15 protein-coding genes are annotated in these 19380 nt (G+C 67.8%); 7 read left to right on the top strand and 8 right to left on the bottom strand.

All coding sequences use genetic code 11. The features are described 5' to 3' along the window. Position 1: 1 nt before the first annotated feature. The gene (locus AB3X52_RS05175) at positions 2 to 7381 is read right to left on the bottom strand and encodes a DUF7927 domain-containing protein (protein ID WP_367991972.1); all 7380 of its coding nucleotides are present in this window, start codon (positions 7379 to 7381) and stop codon (positions 2 to 4) included. Positions 7382 to 7526: 145 nt separating this feature from the next. On the opposite strand from AB3X52_RS05175, the gene lipA reads away from it, so the two are divergent. After that, the gene (lipA, locus tag AB3X52_RS05170) at positions 7527 to 8465 is read left to right on the top strand and encodes a lipoyl synthase (RefSeq protein ID WP_367991970.1); all 939 of its coding nucleotides are present in this window, start codon (positions 7527 to 7529) and stop codon (positions 8463 to 8465) included. Positions 8466 to 8542: 77 nt separating this feature from the next. Further along, a complete protein-coding gene (locus AB3X52_RS05165) occupies positions 8543 to 9250 on the top strand; it encodes a DUF4191 domain-containing protein (RefSeq protein ID WP_367991968.1) in 708 nt (235 codons plus the stop codon). An 88-nt stretch (positions 9251 to 9338) separates the two neighbouring features. Here AB3X52_RS05165 and AB3X52_RS05160 read toward each other — a convergent pair whose 3' ends face one another. Both AB3X52_RS05160 and AB3X52_RS05155 read right to left on the bottom strand, forming a co-directional pair. Beyond that, on the bottom strand, positions 9339 to 10181 hold the full coding sequence (locus tag AB3X52_RS05160) for an SCO4651 family lipoprotein (protein ID WP_367991966.1): 843 nt from the start codon (positions 10179 to 10181) through the stop codon (positions 9339 to 9341). An 81-nt stretch (positions 10182 to 10262) separates the two neighbouring features. Further along, positions 10263 to 10709 (bottom strand): RDD family protein, encoded by a 447-nt coding sequence (locus AB3X52_RS05155; protein ID WP_367991964.1) that lies wholly within the window; start codon positions 10707 to 10709, stop codon positions 10263 to 10265. A gap of 211 nt (positions 10710 to 10920) precedes the next feature. Between AB3X52_RS05155 and glnA the strand changes: the two genes are divergently transcribed. The 3 genes from glnA to AB3X52_RS05140 all read left to right on the top strand — a co-directional run bounded on the left by glnA (position 10921) and on the right by AB3X52_RS05140 (position 13681). Further along, positions 10921 to 12345, top strand: coding sequence for a type I glutamate--ammonia ligase (gene glnA / locus AB3X52_RS05150; RefSeq protein ID WP_367991962.1), 1425 nt, complete (start codon positions 10921 to 10923; stop codon positions 12343 to 12345). A gap of 197 nt (positions 12346 to 12542) precedes the next feature. Further along, positions 12543 to 12920: a helix-turn-helix domain-containing protein gene (locus AB3X52_RS05145; RefSeq protein WP_367991960.1), complete on the top strand. Its 378-nt coding sequence runs from the start codon at positions 12543 to 12545 to the stop codon at positions 12918 to 12920. Continuing rightward, on the top strand, positions 12917 to 13681 hold the full coding sequence (locus AB3X52_RS05140; RefSeq protein WP_367991958.1) for a PIN domain-containing protein: 765 nt from the start codon (positions 12917 to 12919) through the stop codon (positions 13679 to 13681). The genes AB3X52_RS05145 and AB3X52_RS05140 overlap by 4 nt, the downstream gene beginning before the upstream one ends. Before the next feature lie 123 nt (positions 13682 to 13804). Here AB3X52_RS05140 and AB3X52_RS05135 read toward each other — a convergent pair whose 3' ends face one another. From AB3X52_RS05135 to AB3X52_RS05115, 5 genes are all read right to left on the bottom strand, one after another. After that, complete coding sequence (locus AB3X52_RS05135) at positions 13805 to 14374, bottom strand: hypothetical protein (RefSeq protein ID WP_367991956.1); 570 nt, start codon at positions 14372 to 14374, stop codon at positions 13805 to 13807. 105 nt (positions 14375 to 14479) lie between these two features. After that, positions 14480 to 16114, bottom strand: coding sequence for an ABC transporter permease (locus tag AB3X52_RS05130; RefSeq protein ID WP_367991954.1), 1635 nt, complete (start codon positions 16112 to 16114; stop codon positions 14480 to 14482). Continuing rightward, on the bottom strand, positions 16111 to 17037 hold the full coding sequence (locus AB3X52_RS05125) for an ABC transporter ATP-binding protein (protein WP_367991952.1): 927 nt from the start codon (positions 17035 to 17037) through the stop codon (positions 16111 to 16113). The genes AB3X52_RS05130 and AB3X52_RS05125 overlap by 4 nt, the downstream gene beginning before the upstream one ends. After that, positions 17034 to 17714 carry a TetR/AcrR family transcriptional regulator gene (locus AB3X52_RS05120; protein WP_367991950.1) on the bottom strand — a complete coding sequence of 227 codons (681 nt, stop codon included), beginning with the start codon at positions 17712 to 17714 and terminating at the stop codon, positions 17034 to 17036. The genes AB3X52_RS05125 and AB3X52_RS05120 overlap by 4 nt, the downstream gene beginning before the upstream one ends. Positions 17715 to 17826: 112 nt before the next feature. Beyond that, on the bottom strand, positions 17827 to 18303 hold the full coding sequence (locus AB3X52_RS05115) for a hemerythrin domain-containing protein (protein ID WP_367991948.1): 477 nt from the start codon (positions 18301 to 18303) through the stop codon (positions 17827 to 17829). Between the two features lie 259 nt (positions 18304 to 18562). Here AB3X52_RS05115 and AB3X52_RS05110 point away from each other — a divergent pair, with 259 nt between their 5' ends. Both AB3X52_RS05110 and AB3X52_RS05105 read left to right on the top strand, forming a co-directional pair. Continuing rightward, entirely contained in the window at positions 18563 to 19006 is a 444-nt protein-coding gene (locus tag AB3X52_RS05110; protein WP_367991946.1) for an OsmC family peroxiredoxin, read from the top strand. Positions 19007 to 19045: 39 nt separating this feature from the next. Then, complete coding sequence (locus AB3X52_RS05105; RefSeq protein WP_367991944.1) at positions 19046 to 19312, top strand: STAS domain-containing protein; 267 nt, start codon at positions 19046 to 19048, stop codon at positions 19310 to 19312. Positions 19313 to 19380: the final 68 nt, after the last annotated feature.

Genomic DNA, 19380 nt, shown 5'->3' with positions numbered 1-19380 from the left:
GTCAGCTCCAACGGCGCCGGCGGGCAGCAGCGACCAGCATCCCGCCGACCAGGACGCTGCCGAGGCCGCCGCCGATCCACCAACCCGATGGACCGCCGGTGTCGGGCAGGCCCCCGCCGCCCGCGTTGCCGCCGTTACCGCCGGGGCTCGGCGCAGCGGCCGCGACGGTCTGCTCGGTCTCACGACAGGTGAGCACGCGCGCCGCCACGGCCCGTCCGGTGCGCACCGACGCACGGGACACGGCCGCCCGCGCGGGCTCGCACGGCGCGGCGCCAGGGGCGGCGACCACGTTGTAGAGCCGGCCTCCGGCGGCGCCTGCCTTCACCCGGACCTGGTAGCTCAGCGTCTGCCGTCCGGTCAGCGCATCGATCCGCCAGGTGAGGCGATCGCCCGAGCGGACCGCCTTCCCCGCGCTCGTCGTCACCGATCCGCTGACCCAGGTCGCGTCGTCGAGGACGTCGGAGAGGTCGTCGGTGAGCCTCACCTGCGCGACCCTCGAGCCGGTCAGCACTCGGGCCGTCAGGGTGTAGGTGACCACGTCGCCGGGGCTGACCGTCGACCCCGAGGCCGGGTTGCTCGACTTCGTGACGGTCCAGGTCGCGCTCTGGTTCTGGGGCGGCGTGTGGTGGTTCGTCGTACGACACTCGGGCTTGTCCGCGGCGCAGGGCTGTGGCTGCGGGTCGCCATCCGGGGCCGTCGCGACGTTGCGCAGTCGGACGTCCCACGCGTCCTTGTCCACCCTCACCGTGTAGGTCAGCGTGGCGTTCTTGCTGAGCGCGGGGATGTGCCAGGTGATGGTCGACCCATCACGCGAGGCCGTACCGAGGCTCGCTTCCATACTCCCGGCGACGAACGACGCGTTCTTGAGCACCTTCGAGAGGTCGTCGGTGATCACCAGCCCGCTCGGGTCGATGTCGCCGCTCCCCCGGCGCGCGTGGACGGTGTACGTGATCGTGTCGCCGGGCTGCACGGTGCTGCCGGAAGCAGGATCGGACGACTTGGTGAGCGTCCAGGGGGCCAGCGAGGGGGTCTCATGGGTCGTCGTACGACAGTCCGGGTCGTCGGTCGGGCAGGGATCCACCGGTGGGGAGGCTGCGTCCACAGTGGCGGTGTTCTTGAGTGTCCGGCCGTAGGCGTTGTCGTGGACGGTCACGGTGTAGGTGAGCGTCGCGGTCTCGCTCAGCGTCCCGATGGTCCAGGTGAGCTGCCCGTCGGCGTACGTCGCATCCCCGAGACTCGCGGTCGCGTCGCCGTTGTAGTCGGCGTCGTCGATCACATCGGAGAGGTCGTCGGTGATGACCACACCCGTCGGCGCGGAGGCGCCCTCCCGTGGCGTCGCGGTCAGGGTGTAGGTGATCGTGCTGCCGGGCTGCACCACGGACCCCTTGACCGGATCGGAGGTCTTCACCAGCGTCCAGTTGTTGGGCGTCTGGTGGATCGTCGTCCGACACTCCGGGTTGGTGTCCGGGCACGGCTCCGGCTGCGGATCGTCGGACGGAGCGGAAGCGGTGTTGACCAGCTCGACACCACGGGCATCGTCATCGACCGTCACCGAGTAGGTCAGCGTAGCGTTCTTGCTGAGAGCCGGGATGTGCCACGTGATCGTCGACCCATCACGCGAGGCCGTACCGAGACTCGCCTCGATGCTCCCCTCGACAAACGTCGCGTTGTTGAGCACCTTCGACAGGTCGTCGTTGATGACCAGATCGGTCGGGTCCACGTCGCCCGTTCCCCTGGTCGCATGCAGCGTGTAGGTGATGGTGTCGCCGGTCTGCACCGTCGTCTCCGAGGGCGGGTCCGAGGTCTTCGTCAGCGACCACGGCGCCAACGTCGGCGTGTCATGGGTGGTGGTCGTCGAGCAGTCGTCGCACGGGTCCGGCTGCGGGTCATCGTGAGGCACGGAGGCGACGTTCTTCAGCGTGACGCCGTACGCACTCGCATCGACCCTGACCTGGTAGGTCGCAGTCGCGTTCGCGGAGAGCTCCGGGATCGTCCAGGTCAGCGTGGTTCCTGAGAGGGTCGCCTCCCCCGCCGACGTCGTGATGCTCCCCTCGACGAAGGACGCGTTGTTGAGCACCTTCGATAGGTCGTCGGTGATGACCAGACCCGTCGGGTTCGCCTCGCCGGCGCCGCGGTTGGCGTGCAAGGTGTAGGTGATCGTGTCGCTGGGCTTCACCGTCGAGCCTGAGGTGGGATCCGAGGTCTTGTCCAGCGTCCACAGGCCGCGGGTGGGGACGCGCTGGGTAGTGCTGCAGTCCGTCGAGCCGGTGGGACACGAGGTCGGTGGTGAGGTGTCGCCTTCCCCAGTCGCCACGTTGCGCAGCGTCTGGCCCCAGGCATCGTCATTCACCGTCACCGTGTAGGTGAGGGTGGCGTCCTTGCTCAGCGCAGGGATGTGCCAGGTGAGCGTGTCACCGTCCCGGGATGCCGTCCCCAGGGACGCGTTGATGCTGTCGCCGTTGAATGACGCATTGTCCAAGACTCCGGACAGATCGTCGGTGATCGTCAGGTTCTCCGGATCGGCGCCGCCCTCGCCACGGGTCGCCGTGAGGGTGTAGGTGATCGTGTCACCGGGCCGCACGGTCGACCCCGTGGCCGGCTTCGACGACTTCGCCAGGCTCCAGGTGGCCGGGGTCTGGTGTGTGGTCGTCCGGCAGTCCGGTTCATCGGTCGGGCAGGGATCCACCGGTGGGGAGGCTGCGTCCACAGTGGCGGTGTTCTTGAGTGTCCGGCCGTAGGCGTTGTCGTGGACGGTCACGGTGTAGGTGAGCGTCGCGGTCTCGCTGAGTGTGCCGATGGTCCAGGTGAGCTGCCCGTCGGCGTACGTCGCATCCCCGAGACTCGCGGTCGCGTCGCCGTTGTAGTCGGCGTCGTCGATCACATCGGAGAGGTCGTCGGTGATCACCACCCCGGTCGGCGCCGAGCCTCCCGTCCGCGGTGTGGCGGTCAGGGTGTAGGTGATCGTGTCGCCCGGCTGGACGACGGAGCCGCGGTTGGAGGACTTGATGAGAGTCCAGTTGTTGGGCGTCTGGTGGATCGTCGTACGACAGTCCGGGTCGGTGTCCGGGCACGGCTGCGGCTGCGGATCGTCGGACGGCACAGATGCGGTGTTGACCAGCTCGACGCCGCGAGCATCATCGTTGACCGTCACCTCGTAGCTCACCGTCGTGTCCCTGCTCAGCACGGGGATCTTCCAGGTCAAGGTGTTCGTGTCCGCATCCAGCGACGCGCTGCCCAGGTCGGCATCGATGCTCCCGGAGACGAAGGTGGCATTGTTGAGTACCTTCGACAGATCATCGGTGATGACCAGGTCGGTCGGGTCCGCGTCGCCGACGCCCCTGGTCGCATGCAGCGTGTAGGTGATCGTCTGGCCGGTCTGCACCGTGCTCCCCGAGGGCGGATCCGAGGACTTCGTCAGACTCCACGGCGCGACATCAGGGTCGTTGACACTCACCTGGGCGCCGTCTCCGGTGGTCGAGGTGCCGTCGACGGTCACCTTCGTGACCGGGTCGTCCGGCAGCGCATAGCCCGCCGGCGCTGCGGTCTCCTGGGCGAAGTAGGTGCCCCAGTCCAGGTCGGTCCACTGGATGTGGCCGGCCGCATCGCTCGTGCCCGTGCCGATCTGCTCGTCCTCGGCCGGGTCGAAGGTGCCCGAGCCGTCGGCGTCGTACCACAGGGTGAAGTCGGCGCCGGCCAGCGGCACTTGCGGGTCCGCCCGGCTCGGCCCGTACTTCGTGAGCGTGATGATGCCGGGCTGGTCCTCGTTGGTGACGGTGCAGACGATCACCTGACCGACGTCGGGCGTCACGGTGTTGTCGGGGCCGACCGTCACCGCTTGGTTGCCGTGAGCGGTGTCGACGCAGGACCATGCCGTGCTGGCCTCCTGGTAGCCGGGCGGTCCGTCGCTCTCGGAGAGGGTGTACGTCGTCCCGGCGTCGACTCCGGCCGGAGTGGTCTGCGCGCGCGTGGGATCGTCGGGGTCCTGGTCGCCGGGGCGGTCGATCACGGGAGTATCGCTGCCCGCCGCCTGCGCGGTCAGCGTCCAGGCCGTCGGGGAGCCCGTCCCGCCGTTGTTGTTGTCGACGTGCTTCGCCAGAGCCAGGCTCGGCGGCGCCACCGTGTTCGTGATCGTGCAGACGACGTCTTGATCGCTCTGCACCGTGACCGTCGACGTCCCGTCACTGCCGATCCGGACAAGGCTGGCGTCCTCGACCTCGTCCACGGTGGCGGTCTGAGGCCGGACCTGGCAGTTCCACGTGCTGTTGGTCCAGTCGTCGGCGTTGCCCTCTCCGGCCTTCAGCGCCTCCGAGATCGTGTACTCCCGCCCCGAGTAGACCGGCTGGTTGGTGACCGCCGCGGTGTTCGCCGTGCCGGAGAACTCGGTGGGCACGTCGGCCAATGGTTGTGGGGTCAGCCCCGAGTCGGCCGACAGGGTGAATCGGCTCTCATAACCGTCGGGACTGGTCTCCTTCACCAGGCTCAGTTGCCCCGGACGCGTCTCGTGGACGATCGCGCAGGGCGCGGAGGTGTCGGTTGGGTCCTCGCCGCTCCAGCAGTCCGCGGGCGCATCGGCCGGGTCGTCGTCGTCCTGCAGCGCGCCCTCAACAACGTTGCGCACCTGCCCCCGGTAGAAATCGCTGTCGAGCGTCAAGGTGAAGGTGATGACGGCCTTGGCCCCGGCCGGGATCGGCTGGTCGAAGGTGTACTGGAGCCCGTTGCTGGGGTCCGCGTCGGTCTCAGCTGCCGCGGGCACCACCTGCCGGTAGCGTGCCGACGTCAGCATCTGGACGTCGAACTTGCCGTCCCAGGTCGAATGGTTCCAGATGTCGTCGGGGGTTCCTCCGACCGGGCCGTCATCGATGTGAACGCCGTAGAGCGGCACCTGGCCGTTGCTGTTGTCGACGGTGATCTTGTAGGTGACCGGGAAGCCCGGGGTGGTCAGGTAGGCGCCGTCGTCCTGCAACGCCCCCGTCGATGTCGCCTTCGAGATCGTCCAGTTCGGCGACGGCGTCTCGTGGTAGGTCCGACACGGGTTGTCCACGTTGCAGGTGGCCGGCGGTCCGGTCTCGCTCGTCGCGGTCATCGAGTTGTTGAGGTCGAGCCCGTATGCCGCGGTCGACTCCGCGACCTTGACCTGGTAGGTCATCGTGTAGCGGTCGCCGGGAGCCAGGTCGCCGACGCTCCAGGTCAATTGTTTGGTGTCCGGGTCGATCGAGGCGGTCTGACCCTGCGGCGGCGTGGGCTGGGCAACCAGAGTGACCCCGGGACCAAGCACCTTGGAGAGGTCGTCGTTGACGACCACGCCCGTCGCCGGAGCCGCGTCCGCCGGGTTGCTGACCTGGACGGTGTAGGTGATCGTCTGGCCGGGCTGCACCTGGACCGGATCATCCGCCGATCCGCTCGCCGGGTTGGAGAACTTCGTCGCGGTCCACGTCGGTTTGTCGCGACTGTTCTGCACATTGCAGGTGATCGTCGTGCCCGGCGCCACCGAACCGATGGCCACCTGATAGTCGGAGAGCCCGCCGGTGTCGCTCTGCCATGCGCTGTCGCTGGAGTCGATCGTGTCGAAGGTGACCTCGTCGTCAGCGGGGTTGCTGTTCGAGCTGTTGCACACCGGCGGCCCGACCTGATGCCAGCCAGCCGCCTTCTGGGCGTCGGTGAGCTGCTCCTGGAACTGCAGGACGCCAGCCGGGTTGTCGTTGAGGTGCGAGAGATCGACGTCGAGGTTGGAGGCGTCCGAGCCGATGTCATAAACCGAGCAGTCCGAGAAGACGTGCTTCTCGCCCTCGGTGCAACTGTAGGGCTGGAAGGTGAGCCCGTTCCCGTCCGCACCGTTGATCGGCGCGTTGGCGCTGACGGTGTCTGCCGCGCGCGGAGCGCCGGACCACGTCCCGTCGTCAGAGGCCGTCCCGCCGACGTCCGGGTAGGCGATGGTGAACTGCTCGTTGTTGTCGTTGCCTTGCGGGTCGAGGATGGTCTTGTTGATGATCAGCCGGGCCGGCTGGACGTCGCGGTTGGTCAGCGTGCACACGATTGCCTCGTAGTCGGCATCCCCGCTGGGACCGCTCGCGGTGACGGTTCCGTGTCGCGACGCCGGGTCCGTCAGGTCGGTGTTCGTCACTGGCACGTCGGCCGGCGGGTCCTGGGCGTTGTCGACGCAGCTCAAGCTCGTGCCGTACTCACTCATATCCGCTGCGGTCGAGCCATTCGCCAGCGTCTCGCCGATCGTGTAGGTCGACCCGGCCGTGGCCAGGATCGGGATCGGTCCGATGGTCGCCACCTGCTTCCCCGCCGGGCCGCTCGTGGTCGCGCTCCCGATCTGGGTACCGTCGCTGTCGCGCGTGGCCGTGATCGCGAACTGGTCGTCGGCATTGACCTTCGTCGGGATGTCCTTGATCACCGTGAGGGTGCTCGGGAAGGCACACGTCGCAAGGTCGACGCTGAGCCCTGAGTTTGCGCTCCCGCCGTTCACCGTGCCGACCGTGCTGAGTTGGCTGACGACCCTCCCGGTGCTCGGGTCGACCCTGAAGAACTCACCCGACGTGTTGCTGATGTAGAGATAGCCGTCGAGGCCGTAGGCCACACCAGCACCGTTGCCGGTCCCGGCGACCTCACTCAGCGGCCGTATCCCGAGGTTCACCGGGCTGTCAGCGGCGCTCGTCGGGAGGTCGCCGTCGACGAGGTTCACGTAGGCGTTGTTGGCGCCACCGGTGATGAGGAACATCTGTCCTTGGGCGTCGAAGGTGATGTCGCCGCTGACGCCGGTCTCGTTCGGGGTGGAGACGCTGCCGACGTACCACGCCGTCGGGTTCTCGGCGTTCGGGTCGATCGCGTAGAGGTACTGCACCGTCGCCGTGGCCGAGCTCGTGCTGTTCGAGGTGCTGTAGTAGAAGATGCCGGAGACCGGATCGATCGCTCCCCGGCGGACACGGTGGTTGTCGTCAGAGGCCCCCACCGGTGCGGTCGGCCAGGAGTTCAGCACCTTGTTGTTGACGAGGTCGTACTCATAGATCTTGGATCCGCCGGTGGGCGCGTTGCCTCCGGAAGCGCCGTCCAGATAGTGGGAGGTGAAGTACGCCTTCGTGCCGTCCTTGCTGATCGCCAGGCCGTTGAGCTCCTCGTTGATGCCGGCGGCATTGAGGTCGGCGACCTGCGTCGTCGTCGCGCTCACATTCGGGTTGCTGTTGGTGTTGACGTTGTAGAACTCGAGCGTGTTCGTCCGGTTCTGGACCGTGCCGCCCGAGCTGCGCTGGTTGACGAGCGTCGGGTTGCTGACCGAGCAGACCAGCGGATCGACGGCGTGGGCCGGCGCCGCGGTCTTCACCGCCGCCACGACGCTCAACATGGTGACGAGCAGGGCGAGCGCAGCAGCGATCCTCACGGCACGCGAGAAACGTCCACGGCGGGCTGCCAGGCGCATGTCCTCCCCCCTTTGTCACCCGACGACATCATGGAGATACGGATCAGGCTAGCGGGAGCGGCCCGCGACGTGGGGGATCCGACGCTCCGGCGTACGCTTAGGGACCGTGACGCAAGCTCCCGCCGCACCCGAAGGCCGCAAGTTGCTGCGACTCGAGGTCCGCAACAGCGAGACCCCGATCGAGAAGAAGCCCGCCTGGATCAAGACCCGGGCGAAGATGGGCCCGGAGTACACCCAACTCCAGGCGCTGGTGAAGTCCGAAGGGCTCCACACCGTCTGCCAGGAGGCAGGCTGTCCCAACATCTTCGAGTGCTGGGAGGACCGAGAGGCGACGTTCCTCATCGGTGGCGACCAGTGCACCCGGCGCTGCGACTTCTGTCAGATCGACACAGGCAGGCCCGAGCCGCTCGACCGCGACGAGCCGCGGCGGGTCGCGGAGTCTGTGCGGACCATGGGCCTGCGCTACGCCACGATCACCGGCGTCGCGCGCGACGACCTCGAGGACGGCGGCGCCTGGCTGTACGCCGAGACCGTGCGCGCCATCCACGAGCTCAACCCCGAGACCGGGGTGGAGAACCTCATCCCCGACTTCAACGGCAAGCCCGACCTGCTGCGCGAGGTCTTCGAGTCCCGCCCCGAGGTGCTCGCCCACAATGTCGAGACGGTCCCGCGGATCTTCAAGCGGATCCGCCCGGCCTTCCGCTACGAGCGCTCGCTCGACGTGATCACCCAGGCCCGCGACTTCGGGCTGGTCACGAAGTCCAACCTCATCCTCGGCATGGGTGAGACCCGCGAGGAGGTCTCGCAGGCGCTGCGCGATCTCCACGACGCCGGCTGCGAGCTCATCACGATCACGCAGTACCTCCGCCCCAGCCTGCGCCACCACCCCGTGGAGCGGTGGGTCAAGCCGGAGGAGTTCATCGAGCTCAAGGACGAGGCCGACGAGATCGGCTTCTCCGGCGTCATGTCCGGCCCGCTCGTGCGTTCGTCCTACCGCGCCGGTCGGCTGTACCGTCAGGCGATGGACGCCCGTCAGGCCGTGTGACCGTGGGTGACCGGCTCCAGGGCCGGCACGTACGGCGTCCCACCTCCGTCTGAGACCCGAAAGGCACCACCCCAGCGATGTCCCAGCTCGACCCGAGCACCATGAGCCGCCGCCAGCAGATCGTCGAGACCTACCGGCTCACGAAGCAGTCCGAGCCGACCATCGGCGTGAAGCTCCTCGCCATCTTCGTGGTCGGCGCGGTCGTCGGCTTCATCGTCTTCTGGCTCCTGCCCGGCAGCGGCGTCTTCGGCTGGATCATGGCGGTCATCGGGGCGGTCCTGGTCGGGCTGGTTCCCACGCTGATCTACTTCTCCCGGCGCGCCCAGAAGGCGGCGTACGCCCGCATCGAGGGGCAGCCCGGTGCCGGGTTCGCCGCGCTCAACATGCTGCGCCGCGGCTGGACGACCAAGCAGGCGGTCGCGTTCAACAAGAGCCAGGACCTCGTCCACCGCGTCGTCGGCCCTCCGGGGATCGTCCTCATCGGCGAGGGCACCAGCCACAACCGGGTCCGCGGCCTGCTCGCCAACGAGCGCACCAAGACGGCCCGCGTCGTCCCGGACGTCCCGATCACGGAGGTCGTCGTCGGCAACGGCGAGGACGAGGTGCCGCTGCCGAAGCTCGCGCGCCACGTGACGAAGCTCGGGCGCAACGTCTCCCCCGCCGAGATCACCGACATCCTCAACCGCCTCAAGGCGCTCGACAACACGCGCGGCACCCTGCCGATGCCCAAGGGCCCGGTCCCGACCAGCATGAAGGGCCTGCGCGGGAACCTCCGCGGTCGCTGAGCCCTCCCAGACGTACGAACGGCGCCCGGCTGCTTCTCGCAGCCGGGCGCCGTTCGTCTGATCCGGGCCCGCGGGCCGGGCGCTGAGCTCAGGAGGTCGGGAGACCGCCGAGAGAGCCCATGTCGGTCACCTTGCTGGCCGGCGGCGCCTCGATGTCCACGGACTTGCCGTAGTCGCTCATCTCGGTCTCCACCGAGCCGGAGTCGCCCATGTCGATCGTCATCTTCGCGAGGTGGCCGTCCTTGTCGAACCACATGTCCTCGTCCATGGACGCCGGGACGCCTGCGGGCAGCGTCGCCTTGCCGCTGGTCGCCTCCATCGCCTTCTTCATGTCGACGGTGGCCTGGTAGTGCTCGCCGGTGCTGTCGCTGCCGACGTACGTCGCCTTGGTGATCGCGTCCGACATCGCGTCGATCATCGAGAGCGGGTTGGTGAGCGCGCTGGAGAGGTCACCCATCCCGCTCTCCTTGGCGACGTCGGCGAGGTTCATCTTGAGCCAGGTGTCGCTGCTGGCATCGGCCTGGAGGTACTCCACGCCGTCGACCATGATCAGGCGCATCTTCTGGCCCATCATCGACATGGTCACGTCCTCGGCCAGGGGATTCATCGAGACGTCGCCCTCGCCGTCCATGGTGAGTGACTGGCCCCCAACCGAGACCTTCCCTGACATCGTCATGTGGGCGGTCTTCACGTCGGACAACGCCTTCTTGTAGAGACTGGCCATCTCGTCGGCGGCGACCGTGTCGCCCGGCTGGTGGTCCGACGACCCGGAGGCAGCCGCCGATGAGGAACTGGCCTCGGAGTCGAAGACGCTGCTGGAGCCCGAGTCCGAGTCACCCCCGCCGCACGCGGCAAGGCTCGTCAGTGCGAGTGCGGCGACGCCGCCGGCGAGTGCGCGGCGCCATGGGAAGCGGGACGAGGGAGCTGACATCAGCCCTGGCCTTTCGATCGGGAACACGAACTTGTCGGATGGTCCCTACCCTGTCACTCCCCCGGCAAACCCGCCTCGGCGTCAGGGTCGGAGAAAGGCCGACCGATAGGTCTGCAGGGTCACCGTGGCAGTGCCCGCGGCCAGGTCGTGGAGGCCACGTCCGTCCGGCCGGAAGATCAGCGGAGGGATCACGACCGCGACCATGATCTGGCGGGCGAGAGCGCGGAGCGGATCGAGCGGCCGAGGGTCGCGGCCGCCCGGCGTCGTACGCACCGTGCGGAGGCGGGTGGCGAGCTTGCCGAACGATCCGCCGGCCAGTGAGGTGAGGGCGGTCGACTCGACGACGAACACCGCCAAGGTCCACCAGGAGGCGTTGGAGCCCGTGCGCGCGACGTGGTCCCACCCGAGGATGAGCGCCACCACGAACCACGAGGCGAACCAGTCGATGACGAGCGCCAGGACCCGGCGTGCCCACGACGCGGTCTCGAAGGGCAGCGCGCGTGAGCTCGGGGCGGTCGGATCCGTCACGGGGCCAAGCGTAGAAGGCCCCGTCCCGCCCGGCGGAGGTCGGGTTGGTCTACGCTCGCGCTCCGGAACCTGTTACATGCCGGAAACAATCACGTGATGACCTCGCAACCGCCCCTGCCTAGGTTGCAGGCACGGTCGGGCTCATGGGCCCGGGCGGTCATCTCGCGAGACAAGTACTGGCTCACCGGCCACGGGGAGCCAAGGAGGACGAATGTTCAGCAACCCCGACGAGTTGTTCAAGTACATCAAGGACGAGGGTGTCGAGATGATCGACATCCGCTTCATGGATCTGCCGGGCATCCAGCAGCACTTCACCGTGCCGGTCTCGTCCTTCACCCCGGACGTCCTCGAGAGCGGCCTCGCGTTCGACGGCTCCTCGATCCGTGGCTTCCAGGCCATCAACGAGTCCGACATGGCGCTGTTCCCCGATGTGACCACCGCGTTCATCGACCCGTTCCGTGCGGCCAAGACGCTGGCGCTGAACTTCTTCGTCCATGACCCGATCACCGGCGAGGCGTACTCGCGCGACCCGCGCAACATCGCCCGCAAGGCGGTCTCCTACCTCGCGACGACCGGCATCGGCGACACCGCCTTCTTCGCCCCCGAGGCGGAGTTCTACATCTTCGACAACGTCCGCTTCGAGACGAAGCAGAACACCGGCTACTACGAGATCGACTCCGAGGCCGGCGCGTGGAACAGCGGCGCGGGCTTCGAGCGCGAGAACCGCGGCTACAAGGTGAAGTACAAGGGCGGCTACTTCCCCGTCGCCCCGACCGACCACTTCACCGACCTGCGCGACACCATGGTCAAGAACCTCGAGGCCGCCGGCCTGCTCGTCGAGCGCGCCCACCACGAGGTCGGCACCGCGGGCCAGGCCGAGATCAACTACCGCTTCAACACGCTCCTGGCCGCGGCCGACGACGTGATGAAGTTCAAGTACATCATCCGCAACACCGCCTGGCACGCCGGCAAGACCGTCACCTTCATGCCGAAGCCGATCTTCGGTGACAACGGCTCCGGCATGCACGTGCACCAGTCGATCTGGAACAACGGCGAGCCGCTGTTCTACGACGAGACCGGGTACGGCGGCCTCTCCGACACCGCCCGCTGGTACATCGGCGGCATCCTCAAGCACGCCCCCGCGCTGCTGGCCTGGACCAACCCGACGGTGAACTCCTACCACCGCCTGGTCCCCGGCTTCGAGGCGCCGGTCTCGCTGGTCTACTCCTCGCGCAACCGCTCCGCCGCGGTCCGCATCCCGATCACCGGCTCCAACGCCAAGGCCAAGCGCATCGAGGCCCGCTTCCCCGACCCGTCCTCGAACCCGTACCTGGCCTTCGCCGCCCTGCTGCTCGCCGGCATCGACGGCATCCAGAACAAGATCGAGCCGCCCGCGCCGGTCGACAAGGACATCTACGAGCTCCCGCCGGACGAGATGGCGGAGATCGCCCAGGTCCCGACCACGCTCGACGCCGTCCTCACGGCGCTCGAGGAGGACCAGGACTTCCTCACCGTCGGCGATGTCTTCACCCCCGACCTGATCGAGACCTGGGTCGACTACAAGCGCACCAACGAGATCCTGCCCGTGCAGCAGCGCCCTCACCCGCACGAGTTCGAGCTCTATTACGACATCTAGGCCTCACCGCCTGACGAACCGGCCCCTGACCTGCGGAAACGCAGAATCAGGGGCCGGTTCGTTTCGTCCTAGTCCGCAAAGAGTCCGCAAGATGCTCGCTGCGGACCAACGACAGGCGTCGATTTCCGCTCGCCGCCAGCACTCCCCAGCCGTGTACACTTAGAGCACTTAGGAGTTCGAGGCTGCCGGGAGGCGACATGAGCACTGCACTCACCGAGGACGTCCAGGTCCTCCGCTCGGGCCTGGCCAGTGACCAGCCCGAGATCGAGGTGACCCTGCGACTCCCCCGCGAGAGCGCGAAGAAGGTGCTCGCCCTGCTGGACGCCGAGCAGACCACGGGGGCTGTGGTCGTCCCCGCCAAGCAGGAGTTCACCACGACCGAGGCGGCGAAGATTCTCGGGATGTCCCGTCCGACGCTGATGCGCATGATCGAGCGTCGCGGCATCGAGTTCCGCATGGTCGGCAAGCACCACCGCATCCCGGCGACCTCGATCCAGAAGCTGCGCGAGTTCCTCGACGAGGACCACATGGCCGTCGTGGCCGAGTTGGCGAACAAGTACGGAAATGTCGATTGACGATCTCGGTCACGCTCGCCGATGCGAACATCCTGATCTCTCGGACACTCCGCGACTACTTCGTGTACGCCGCGAAGTTGGGCGCGCTCGACATCCACTGGAGCGACGGCATCCTCGATGAGACGACCCGCAACCTCATCGACAAGTTCGACTTCTCGCAGGAGGATGCCGACGTCCTCGTCGACCGGCTGAGCGCCTTCATCCCAACAGCGCTTGTGGAGGTCAAGAAGCATGACGAGACGCGAGTCGCCAAGGTCGAGATGGATGCGAAGGACCGTCACGTCCTCGCCGCAGCACTCTCAGCCAATGCGGAGCTGCTGTTGACGCAGAATGTCCGTCACTTCCCGAGGGATTGGATGGCCAAGCGCGGGATCGAGCTGGTCGACGCGGGCACGCTCCTCATGCGGCTGGCCGTCGACTACCCGGACATCCTGCGCGAGGCCCACCGGCTCGGCGTGAACTCGCGCCAGCAGACCGAAGAGCAGGTCTTCGAGATCCTGGTCGACCAGATCGGTGTGGAAGCAACGGCCGTCGTCCGTGCCGTCGTGACGGCCGGGCCTCAGAGCGGCGACGAAGCAGGATTCTCCTGGAGCCCACGCCCCGAAGGCGGGTACGCCGACAGCCCGGCTTTCGACCCCCATGCCGATGCCCGGAAGGCGATCCGCACTGGGTTCGAGGCGGCTCAGGCACTCATCCACGGCACCCGAATCAGCCTCGACGACGTCACGACGACCGTCCGGGCGAACCGCGAGAGGCTGTGATCCCGTGTTCCCGAGCGTACCCAGAGCGTATCCAGCGACCACCCAAGCAACGTTTCCGCAGGTCGGCAGGGGCCATTCAGTCACTATTACGACCTCAGATCAGCCTCGAATGAAGGTCCCGGTTCAGCCGGGGCCTTCGTTGTTGCGCGCTCGCCCCCGATTCGGTCTGGCCTTCTGGTCGGCGACCCAGTCGCGGAAGTGATCGATCTGGACCTGATAGGCGAGCCTCGGATAGTCACTCCACTGCGGGTTGCCAGGCCACAGGAGCTCAACCTCGACGTCGTTGTTGCGAACCGTGATCGAGTACAGCTCCCTGGTGTCACGACGAGAGCCGACAACCATGCCGGTCAGGACGTGATCGCAGGTCATGCCGCTGATCCCTTCGGCCGTTGCGCCTGGGACGAGGAAGGTGTCCATCAGGAACCTGAGCCAAGGCACCATGTAGTTCGCCTTGTCACCCCCGTCGTAGCTCAGGCAACAGCCCTGAGGACAGACGGTCCAGTTGGACCAGCCGCGAGGAGCGTGGCTCGTCAGCTCCCGAAGGACCTCATCGTCCTCGTCGGCCACGCGGAGTGCACCGCTCGACTCCTCCAAGAACGGAGATCCGGAGATCCGGTTGATGAACGAGCGCTCACGCGGTCCGAGCGGCGGCTCGATCTGGAGGTAGCCAACGAAGTCTGTCTGATAGCCCATGGAGCAAGCCTGGGGGCGAGTCACATCTCCGAGCAACGCCTCCGACGCCGGCTGTGGATAACTCAGAGGTCACGAATCCAGGCGCGATACACAGACGACCGGAAGTCAGACGATGTCACGGCGTCGGTAACCGACGAACCCGCCGCCCAACAGCACGAGAGCAGCGGCGCCGAGCCCGACCAGGCCGGCCCAGTCCGGCGAGGGGCCGGAGACGTTGGGAACATGACGCAGCGGGCTGATGTCGAGCGCCCAGTCCCACAGCTTGAAGGTCGGGCCGAGGACGGTGAGGCCGAACGTGGCGACGATCCCCAGCCAAGCGACGAGCCTCGCGGCCGGCCGGACTCCGACAGCGGCGACGGCGAGAGCGACGAGCGCCCACACGGCGGGGATGGTGGCCAGCGCCTGTTCGATCACGCGGCCCAGCGAGATCGTGTCGTCCCTGGCAGAGGCGACCAGGCCCAGGGTGATACCTGCGAACAGCAACGCCAGCGCGGTGCCTGCCAGCGCCACCAGGACATTGCTGGCCAGATAGGTCGTGCGGGGCAGCGAACCGGCGAGAAGCGGCTCGACGCGGTAGTCGGTCTCCTCGCTGTAGACACGGAGCACGACCTGCACGCCCATGACGGCCACGATGATGGCGATGATCTGCAGGATGGTGACCAGGAACGCGAAGGCGAGCTCGGAAGGATCGACCGCTCCGGAGGCGAGCACCTGGGCCATCGCCGGGTTGTCGGCGATCACACCGCCGATGGAGCTAGCCAGGTTTCCGAAGACGAGTCCGAGTGCTGCGAAAGCGCCCAGCCAGGAGATCAGGGAGGCCCGATTCGCCTTGAGGGCGAGACCCCAGACGTTGCCGGCGAGTCCGGCCCGCGCGGGACCGGGACGGGTGGCGATCATGCCCTGTGCGAAGTCTCGGCGGCTCTGGAGCACGAAGGCGATCAGCACGAGTACGACGGCGAGTGCGAGCGCGGCCAGCAGGGGCCAGGGTTGGTTGCCGGTGGCGGGCCGCGTCTCCTCCAACCAGCCGAGCGGGGTCAGCCAACTGACCCAGTCGGCGGCGCCACTGGAGTCGATGTAGCCGCGGAGCACGTAGCAGACACCGAGGGTTGCGATCGCGAGGGTGGAGGCGGTGCGGGCGTCGGAGCCAAGCTGTGCGGCCACGGCCGCGACACCGGCGAAGATGAGTCCCGACGCGGTGAACGTCGCGGACAAGATCAGCGTCGCGGTGATCCCGCCGCCACATGCGATCGTGATCAGGAAGCACACGACCCCGAGGGCGAGTGAGGCCATGGCGGCGATCGCGACGGCAACCGCGAGTCGTGCGCGGCGCGCGACGACGCCGGAAGCGATCAGCTCGGCCTGGCCGGAGTCCTCGTTGGCGCGACTGTTGCGCACCACCACCAGGATCGCCATGAGGCCGGAGAAGAGGACGCCCAACTGGCCGGCGCGCCAGGCGTTGAACCCGTCGGCGGTCATCAGATCGCGTGCCGGACCGAAGAGCAGCGACAGCGCGGGGTTGCCACCCAGCGCCACCGCGAGCTGAGCACGGTCCGAGGCATCAGGGAAGATCCAGGCGTAGGCCAGGATCGAGGACGCCGAGAGAACCGAGATCAACACGACCCACGGGGCGATGTTGCGAACATCCTGACGCAGGGTGACCACGAGCAGTGGCTTGGTCCCGGTCAGACCGAGGCGGTCCTCGTGATCGGGCACGGCGTCGACCGGCGGCGCGTACGTCATGCCGTCGCCGCCGTCTGGTCGTCGTACTGACGGAGGAAGAGCTCCTCGAGCGAGGCCGGCTCGACGGTGAGCGTCGACATCTGGAAGCCGGTCAGGACGGTCATGGCCTCGTTGACGCGGTCCGGCTCGACGGTCGCGGTCAACCGGTGGTGTTCGTCGATCACCGGGTCGTGCAGCGGAGCCAGCATGGAGACGTCGGCCGGTGGCCGCTCCAGCACGGCCTTCACCCTCAACCGGGTCTGGCCACGCAGGTCGGCCAGTGTGCCGGTCTGGACGATCCTGCCCTGTCGGATGATGGAGACCCGGTCGGCGAGGGCCTCGACCTCGCTCATGATGTGGCTCGAGAGCAGGACGGTCGTGCCCTTGGCCTTCTCCTTCGCGATCTCCTCCTGGAAGACGGCCTCCATCAGCGGATCCAGACCCGAGGTCGGCTCGTCGAGGATGAGCAGCTCGACATCGGAGGCAAGCGCGGCAACGATCGCGACCTTCTGCCGGTTGCCCTTGGAGTATTGGCGCCCACGCTTGGTGGGATCGAGCTCGAAGCGCTCGATCAGATCGGCGCGACGTGCCTTGTCCAGGCCGCCGCGAAGGTTGCCCAGCAGGTCGATCGCCTCGCCACCCGACAGCCCTGGCCACAGCACCACGTCACCCGGCACGTAGGCCAGCCGCCGATGCAGCGCGACCACGTCACGCCACGGATCGCCGCCGAGCAGCCCGACCCGTCCGGCGTTGGCCCTCAACAGGCCGAGCAGGACGCGGATCGTGGTGGACTTGCCTGCCCCATTGGGTCCGAGGAACCCATGCACCTCGCCGCGTGCCACCTCGAGATCGAGCCCGTCGAGAGCGCGGAAGGAGCCGAACTCCTTGACCAGTCCTTCGATGCTGATGGCGGGCATGGAACCGGCCTGCGATGTGGCGGTCATGGATTCCTGCTTCCTGACGTGTCGGACGATCGGATCGCGTCGATCTCGGTGAGCTCGAGATCGAACACCTCGCCGCGCAGATAGCGGGCGACGGTCGCGGTCAGCGCGCCGGCCAACCTGTCGGCAGGCATGGAGGCGATCGGCTCGACCCGCAGCACCTTCCGCAGGACAACGACGCCCAGCATCTGGCTGACCACCAGAGCCATCCGCTCACGCGCCTCGTCCGGATCGACGTCGCTCAACAGCTGCCCTGCGGCGTTGCGCAAGAGCGTGGCACTCACGAAGTCACGCACGAGAACGCTCGACTTCTCGTCGGCCAGCACCCGGCGCAGGAACCCGACCATGGCGGGCCCCGTCTCCGGAGAGTCCCAGACCTCGAGAAACGTCTCCGCGAGCCGACGCGGGGCCTCGTCCGTACCGTGCGCGACGATGTGCGCCACCAGCGCCGTCGGGTCGATCGGCAGCTCCAGCGCCGCGCGAGACAGCCCGTCCTTGCTCTCGAAGTAGTGGTAGACGAGCGCCACGTCGACGCCGGCCGCCGACGCCACCGCACGCACGGAGGTGCCGGCGAATCCGCGCTCGGCGAACAGACTCCGGGCGGCCTGCAGGATCTCGAGGCGGGTCTCGGGATGCCCTCGGCGACGACCGGTGCGGCCATCCTTCGCGTTCGGGGCCACAGCGCCTCCTCATTCAGCAACCGTTGATGACGGTAGCAGAGGTCAGCGGCCGCTGAATTCTTGTCGCCCTCCCCCGCACGTGGAGAAGCGCCGCGGTGCTCGTAATCGCACGTCAGCGAGCGTGGGCGGCCTCGCAGACCCATCCCTCAGGCGTCGTGCCCCGCTGCAAGAACTCGGCCAGCTCAGCGCCGGCGTCCTCGGTCAGGTCGGTCTCGGCGTGCGGGTAGATGATCGGCTCCTCCTTGGTGTTGTGCTGCTCGAGCTGGGCCAGAAGCTCATGGCAGGTCGAGCGCAGCTCGACCTCGACGGGATCGGCATGGTCCAGCACCAGCTCGGTGAGCCGGTCCATGAGCGTCCACAGCGCGCCGTGCTCACGCAGCATCACGAGCACGGGCATGAGCACACCTGCCTGCCGGATCGGCGGGAAGAGGAACGTCTCCTCGAGGTAGATGTGGCGTCGCAACGCCTCGAAGGCGGTCAGCAGCGGCTCGAGCTCCACCGCGCCACGGTCAAGACCGTCGACGAACGCCTCAATGCCGGCATCGATGTCGCGGTGCTCGCGTGTCAACGCAGCCGACAGGCTCAGCATGGACGTGAGATCTCCCTCTTCGGTGTCTTCGGATGGCTCCAGATGCCTTCCGGCCGCCGGCCGGCAGCCCCGCCTCCTTGGCTGCTCACGCCCGCCGTTCCGGCCACCACCATTGATACTAGCCCAAGTTGTGATAATCCAACGGGCGTCCAGACCGGCGTCACGCGCCGAACTCGTGATAAATACAAGGATGTATTGAACAAACCATGGCCGGCGCGGCGGGCCGCCGCGCAGCCGGAGAACCGACGAAGGAGCCGACATGGCGATTGCCGACCGAACCGCACGCACCGACTGGGTGGGCTCCCTGGCGCGCGGCGCGGGCCGCATCACCCCGGACAGCGGGGCCTACGAGCCTCTCGAGGTGACCTGGGCGTCGCGGACCGAGCAGCCCGGCGGCAAGACGAGTCCCGAGGAGCTGCTTGCGGCGGCGCACTCCTCCTGCTTCGCGATGGCGCTCAACCTCGTGCTCGGCGAGCAGCACATCCCGGCCGAGAAGACCTCCGTCGGGGCGACCGTGACCCTCGACGAGGTCGACGGCAAGCCGACGATCACCAGGTCGCGGATCACCGTGCGCGCGAGCGTCCCGGGCGCGGACGAGGCGAGGTTCCGGGCCGCCGTCGACCAAGCCGCCGCACTGTGCCCGGTCTCGCGCTTGTTCGCCGGCGCACAGATCAGCGTGGATGCGACCCTGGAGCAGAGCTGACCCGCTCCGAGGCACCGCGAGGATCCCGGCAGCCATCCCGTGGGCGGTCTACCCGGTGGTCGCCGTCGCGATCGCGATCCTCTTCGTCCTGCTGATGGCCCTCGGCGACGTGGTGGGCCGGATCCGGCGTACGTCGTCATCGACTTCACCGACGCCCACATCTGGGACGCCTCGACCGTGGCCGCGCTCGACGCCGTCACCACGAAGTACCAACGCCACGGCACCACCGTCGACGTCCGCGGCCTCAACGAGGCGAGTACGGCGATGTACGAGCGGCTCTCCGGGCATCTCGCCGGCGCGCACTGACCCTTCCTCCACCTCGACGGACACAGCCTTGATCCCCCGCTCGGCCGGCCCCAGAATCGGGAGAGGCA

It is taken from the genome of Nocardioides eburneus (assembly GCF_040838215.1).
Classification (GTDB): domain Bacteria; phylum Actinomycetota; class Actinomycetes; order Propionibacteriales; family Nocardioidaceae; genus Nocardioides; species Nocardioides eburneus.
This window is presented reverse-complemented; position numbering and strand designations above follow the sequence as displayed.